The organism is Desulfovibrio sp. 1214_IL3152, from assembly GCF_036763055.1.
In the GTDB taxonomy this organism is placed as follows: domain Bacteria; phylum Desulfobacterota; class Desulfovibrionia; order Desulfovibrionales; family Desulfovibrionaceae; genus Desulfovibrio.
Genome location: NZ_JBAIYW010000352.1, coordinates 1 through 4,259, shown reverse-complemented (window position 1 = coordinate 4,259; position 4,259 = coordinate 1). Strand labels below are relative to the sequence as shown.

Below are 4,259 nucleotides of genomic sequence, written 5' to 3'. Positions count from 1 at the left end.
CATAACGCCGCACAGGGCTGCCCTATGGCTCAGGGCCGTCAGCAGCACATGGGCAAGCTCTTCGTTGCTGTGTTCCGGGCCCACAGGCTCCACCAGATGCGCCAGCGCCAAATCTGAATCACGCACCGCAGCCAGCGTGGCAAGGCGCTCTTCAACCTTGAAGCAGGTGGTACTGCCCTCGCCCAGTCGCAATGAATGGTAGACTACGCCAACGCCTGCCGCACGCATGGCGCTGGCCTGCTCCGGCCCGAATTCTCCGGTATTGACCACCACAGCATAACTGCCGGAAACCTCGGCGCGCAGCGCGCGCACAAGGCCAAGCAGCTTGGGCAGGCTGTAAAATTCCGTGGTGCGCAGGGTCACCCAGGATGCGCCCTGCTCCACAGACTTTCGCGCCGCATCTATGATCTGCCCGCAGGGCCATTCATACGGGTGGGATACAAGGCCCCACTTTTCCCCAAAAGCGCAGAACCCGCAGTTCATTGGGCAGGGGCGGCAGTCCACGCCGATGGCACTCCAGACGCGCCCCTTGTTGCCGGCCACGGCATGGGCCATTTCACGCGCCCTGCGTCCCAAAAATGCCGCTTCGGCCGAAGACGGGCTGACGTCCAGCAGGCGGATTATGTCTTCTCTGGACGCCAAAACGCCACGCATGGCCCCGGCAGCCACACGCTCCACCACAGCCATGAACTGCCGATCCACGGCATTGGCCTCGCGCACCTGCCCCAGTACATCGCCCACGGTGCGCAGATGTTCGTGCAGCGTTCCCTCCCAGCGGGCAAGGCACGCCCGCCCATGCTCCGTCAATGTGAAGACGCGCCGCCCCCTGGTGACGCCGTCTTCTTCGTGAGAAGCGAGCAACTGCTTGCTTTCCATAAGCCTGAGCAGCCGGTATATGCCAGCCTGATCCGGTGGCGAGGCCCCCCAGAGCGGCATGGCCCCCAGACGCTGCATGAGCACATAACCGTGCAACGGCCCCCGCGCCAGCAACGACATGACCAGAGGCTGCACAAAACGTTGCAGCGTACTGCCGGAGCAAGGGCAGTCGGCAAACATATCCATTTTGCTCATGGCGGCTCCAATAGTTGATCTTGTCTAGTATATAGCCAGAGAACAACCTTTTCAGCCGACTGTCAATGCGGAACGAAAATTTGAAGCTCCGCGGCATGCTTTCCCCTGTTCGCAGCACTGCGGGAGCCGCCCGACACCGCCAAGGGACACAGCCACAAACGTCAACCGGGAACCGCATCAAGCACGGTTCCCGGTTTGTTTCGCAGCCCTTGAGGCATCACCTCCGGGCCGGTTTGCAGGCGGTCATCTTATTCTGCGGGTACAAGCAGAATGCGGCACGGGGCATTTTCACACAGCGCCCCCACATTGCCGCGAATGCGTTCAAGGCCACGCCGCAGGGGATTGGCAGCAACGAACAGGTCATACCCTTGGACCATTTCCTGCCGGGCCTGATCAATCACGTTGCCGGACGCTGTCAGGCAGCGGACTTCCATATCCTTGCCGGCAAGTTCCCGCAGCCGGGCAAAGGCCCCGGCCTCGCTTTTTTCTTCCTCTTGCTGCATGTAGTCAATGAAGTCCGCTCGCGACCCGCTGCCTGAAAGCCAGTCATGGCCCACATAGTCGTTCCAGGTGGAGTCCAGCACAAAGAGTGCGGTAAGGGCCGCGCCGCTTTCATGCGCAATGCGAACAGCTTCGGCTGCGGCGGGGCTTTCCTCGTCAAGCAGCAGCAGTATTTTTTGTGGAGCAGAGGCGGAGGTCAAGGCAGTGTTCCCTTTTCATGGTCAAGCACAATAATGGTATCCTTGCCTTTTTTTACCTTTTCACCGGGCTTGCCGAGAACATCAAGAACCTTGCCGTTAGCTTTGACGCTCACGTCTCTGGTGACAACCTTTTCTTCCATCACGTTGTCTTTCCATTTCTTTTCAACAATTTCCAGAGAATAGATCACATCACCCTTTTTGACTTCTGCCCCTTTTTCCACTGCGACAGAAATAAGTTTGCCGTCCTGGCTGGCTTTTACCTTTACCGTAGGCACGATAAAGGCCATGTAGCCAAGCACGCAGATTACTACCAGCCCGGCAAAAATAATCGAAGCAATATCCTCGTGCCGGTCATTCCTGAAGACTGTCATTTTTTGCTTGTCATTACTCATGGCATCTTCCTTTGGCTTAGAACGCGCCTACTTTGGGCATGAACAGCATGATGACGATAAGGGCCAGCACATACTTCACGGTACCTGCGGTCAGACCGAGACGCAGCGGTTTGCCGCCGGCGGCCTTGATCTCGCGGAAGTCGATGTATGCCCCCTGTCCCACAAGGCCGATGCCGAATATCCATTGCATGCAGTCGCGCAGAAGATGCAGAGTTTCAGAACCTTCAGCCCCGAGCATGCCCAAAGAAGACAGGGCCGTCATGCCGAAGAAGCCCAAAACAAAGATGGGGAACTTGGAAACAAGAATTTCTTTCAGGCTGATGTGCTCGGCTTCTCCCTCGCCCTTCCAGTACCAGACGGTGATGGCGAAAACCACAAAGGGGATACTGATGACGCGCACCACGTTCCACACTTCACCATAGGCCACGGCCGTTCCCGGAGCGATAACCGGGTTGAACGCCAGGCAGGTGGCAAGCACCTGGCCCGAGTTCAGAATGCCCGTACCCACCCATGCGCCGTATTGCAGGTCTGACAGGTTGAGGGCTTTTCCGATAAAGGGGCTGATAAACATGGTCACAATGCCGAAGCCAAGAATAGTGGCAATGGCAAGGGCCAGATCCACAGGACGGGCGCGTACGCCGGGGGCAGCCGCCACCGCCGCAGAAACTCCGCACACGCCGCAAGCCGCCGCCATAACGGCAGCCACAGAGCGGTCAACTTTCCATATCTTGCTCAACCACATGATAAGGAAGACAGTGCCGAACACAAAAGCCATAATGAGCAGTGCGGCGCTTATGCCCAGCTTGAGAAGACTTTGCAGGGTATAGAGCGATCCCAGCATGATCACGCCCGTTTTAATGAACAGGCGGGTTGTGCGAAAGCCCGCATCAGCCCACGCAGGAATCTTGCCGCCAAACAAAACATTGCGGAACAGCATGCCCGCAATGATGGAAAGCAAAATATAGTTGAGGCTCAGCACTTTCACAGGCCAGCCTTTTACGCCGAAAAGCGTTATGCCGTTCAGCCACGGAACAGCATAAATTCGCAATACGGCCAGGGTGCCTATCATGAGCACCAAACCGGGGATAATAGCCACAATCTTGCCCAATAATCCTTTGTCTTCCATAATCTTCCTCCGCCGCTGCGATGTTTTACGTTATAAACATTCTTTCACAATCCGGTAAAAGGTTGAGAGGATAGTTGTTTGGTGTGAATATCACGACAAACCTGTTTGCGCAAGTATATCCAGTGAGTTAGTGTCGGTGCTTGAACAAAAAAAGCAAGAAAACAGGAAAATTGATAAATTGTATAAACAACCAGCAAAGTATTGAATGTCGCAACTAAATGACATATTTGTTCTTTTTTTAACTTTTGTAAAATGGAACAATGCTTGCCGACAGATACCGGCACCGAAAAATTCTACATACTAAAAAAATAAGCTTTAAGGATACGGTATCTTCACAAAAATCTGCCCTCTTTTCAGCAGACAAGGCAGGCTCTTCAGCACGTTGCTAACAGCCATTTTGCTAGCTTTATGATTTTTTTTAAAATTCTTGCTTGACAGTCCGCCGGGCTTCACATATACACACTCTTCGTGTTGGGCTGTCGTTCAATTGGCAGGACGGCGGATTCTGGCTCCGTTAATCAAGGTTCGAGTCCTTGCAGCCCAGCCAACACAAACAGTGCGTCCCCATCGTCTAGCCGGCCCAGGACAACGGCCTTTCACGCCGTCGACAGGGGTTCAAATCCCCTTGGGGACGCCAAATGATTCCCATAGGTTACGCTCCAGTAGCCTTTAAATTACTCGGTTCTGTGTACCGAGACTGTGTACCGGTTCTCCTGATGACCAAATCGGGAGAGCCTTTTTTATTGGCCGCCCCATTCGCAAAGTCGAGCGCCTTTGCGGGGCTTCTTCCTTCCATTACCGCCAGCACCTTTTGAGATAGGTCGTCAATTTCGTACGCCATGTTAAGCGGCAATCGGCAGTTTTGGTTCCATCATCCTGCTTCTGACAAACGCCGCTGGTGAGAGATAGCCAAGTGCTGCCTGGCGTCTTTGTCGATTATAAAAAACCTCAATATACTCACTTATATCC

At 54.6% G+C, this 4,259-nt stretch carries 5 protein-coding genes and 2 tRNA genes; 2 read left to right on the top strand and 5 right to left on the bottom strand.

Translation table 11 applies throughout. The features are described 5' to 3' along the window. The 4 genes from V6C07_RS07555 to V6C07_RS07540 form a co-directional block, all read right to left on the bottom strand. Window positions 1–1,071: helix-turn-helix transcriptional regulator (locus V6C07_RS07555; RefSeq protein ID WP_333535755.1), on the bottom strand; the 1,071-nt coding region annotated here is incomplete at its 3' end. 248 nt (window positions 1,072–1,319) lie between these two features. Beyond that, window positions 1,320–1,772 (bottom strand): universal stress protein, encoded by a 453-nt coding sequence (locus V6C07_RS07550; RefSeq protein ID WP_333535754.1) that lies wholly within the window; start codon window positions 1,770–1,772, stop codon window positions 1,320–1,322. Then, window positions 1,769–2,164 carry a biotin/lipoyl-binding protein gene (locus tag V6C07_RS07545; protein ID WP_333535753.1) on the bottom strand — a complete coding sequence of 132 codons (396 nt, stop codon included), beginning with the start codon at window positions 2,162–2,164 and terminating at the stop codon, window positions 1,769–1,771. The genes V6C07_RS07550 and V6C07_RS07545 overlap by 4 nt, the downstream gene beginning before the upstream one ends. 16 nt (window positions 2,165–2,180) lie before the next feature. Then, window positions 2,181–3,290 (bottom strand): YeiH family protein, encoded by a 1,110-nt coding sequence (locus tag V6C07_RS07540; protein ID WP_333535751.1) that lies wholly within the window; start codon window positions 3,288–3,290, stop codon window positions 2,181–2,183. A gap of 472 nt (window positions 3,291–3,762) precedes the next feature. Between V6C07_RS07540 and V6C07_RS07535 the strand changes: the two genes are divergently transcribed. Then, window positions 3,763–3,837, top strand: a tRNA-Gln gene (locus tag V6C07_RS07535). 13 nt (window positions 3,838–3,850) lie between these two features. Beyond that, window positions 3,851–3,927 (top strand) — tRNA-Glu (locus V6C07_RS07530). A 205-nt stretch (window positions 3,928–4,132) separates the two neighbouring features. Here V6C07_RS07530 and V6C07_RS07525 read toward each other — a convergent pair. After that, window positions 4,133–4,259 (bottom strand): IS3 family transposase (locus V6C07_RS07525; RefSeq protein WP_333535757.1); only part of this gene is annotated, 127 nt, incomplete at its 5' end.

Bases quoted from the DNA above. Each gene is read 5' to 3' on its own strand.
- V6C07_RS07540 (WP_333535751.1), bottom strand. From the start codon at position 3,290: ATGGAAGACAAAGGATTATTGGGCAAGATTGTGGCTATTATCCCCGGT.
- V6C07_RS07545 (WP_333535753.1), bottom strand. From the start codon at position 2,164: ATGAGTAATGACAAGCAAAAAATGACAGTCTTCAGGAATGACCGGCAC.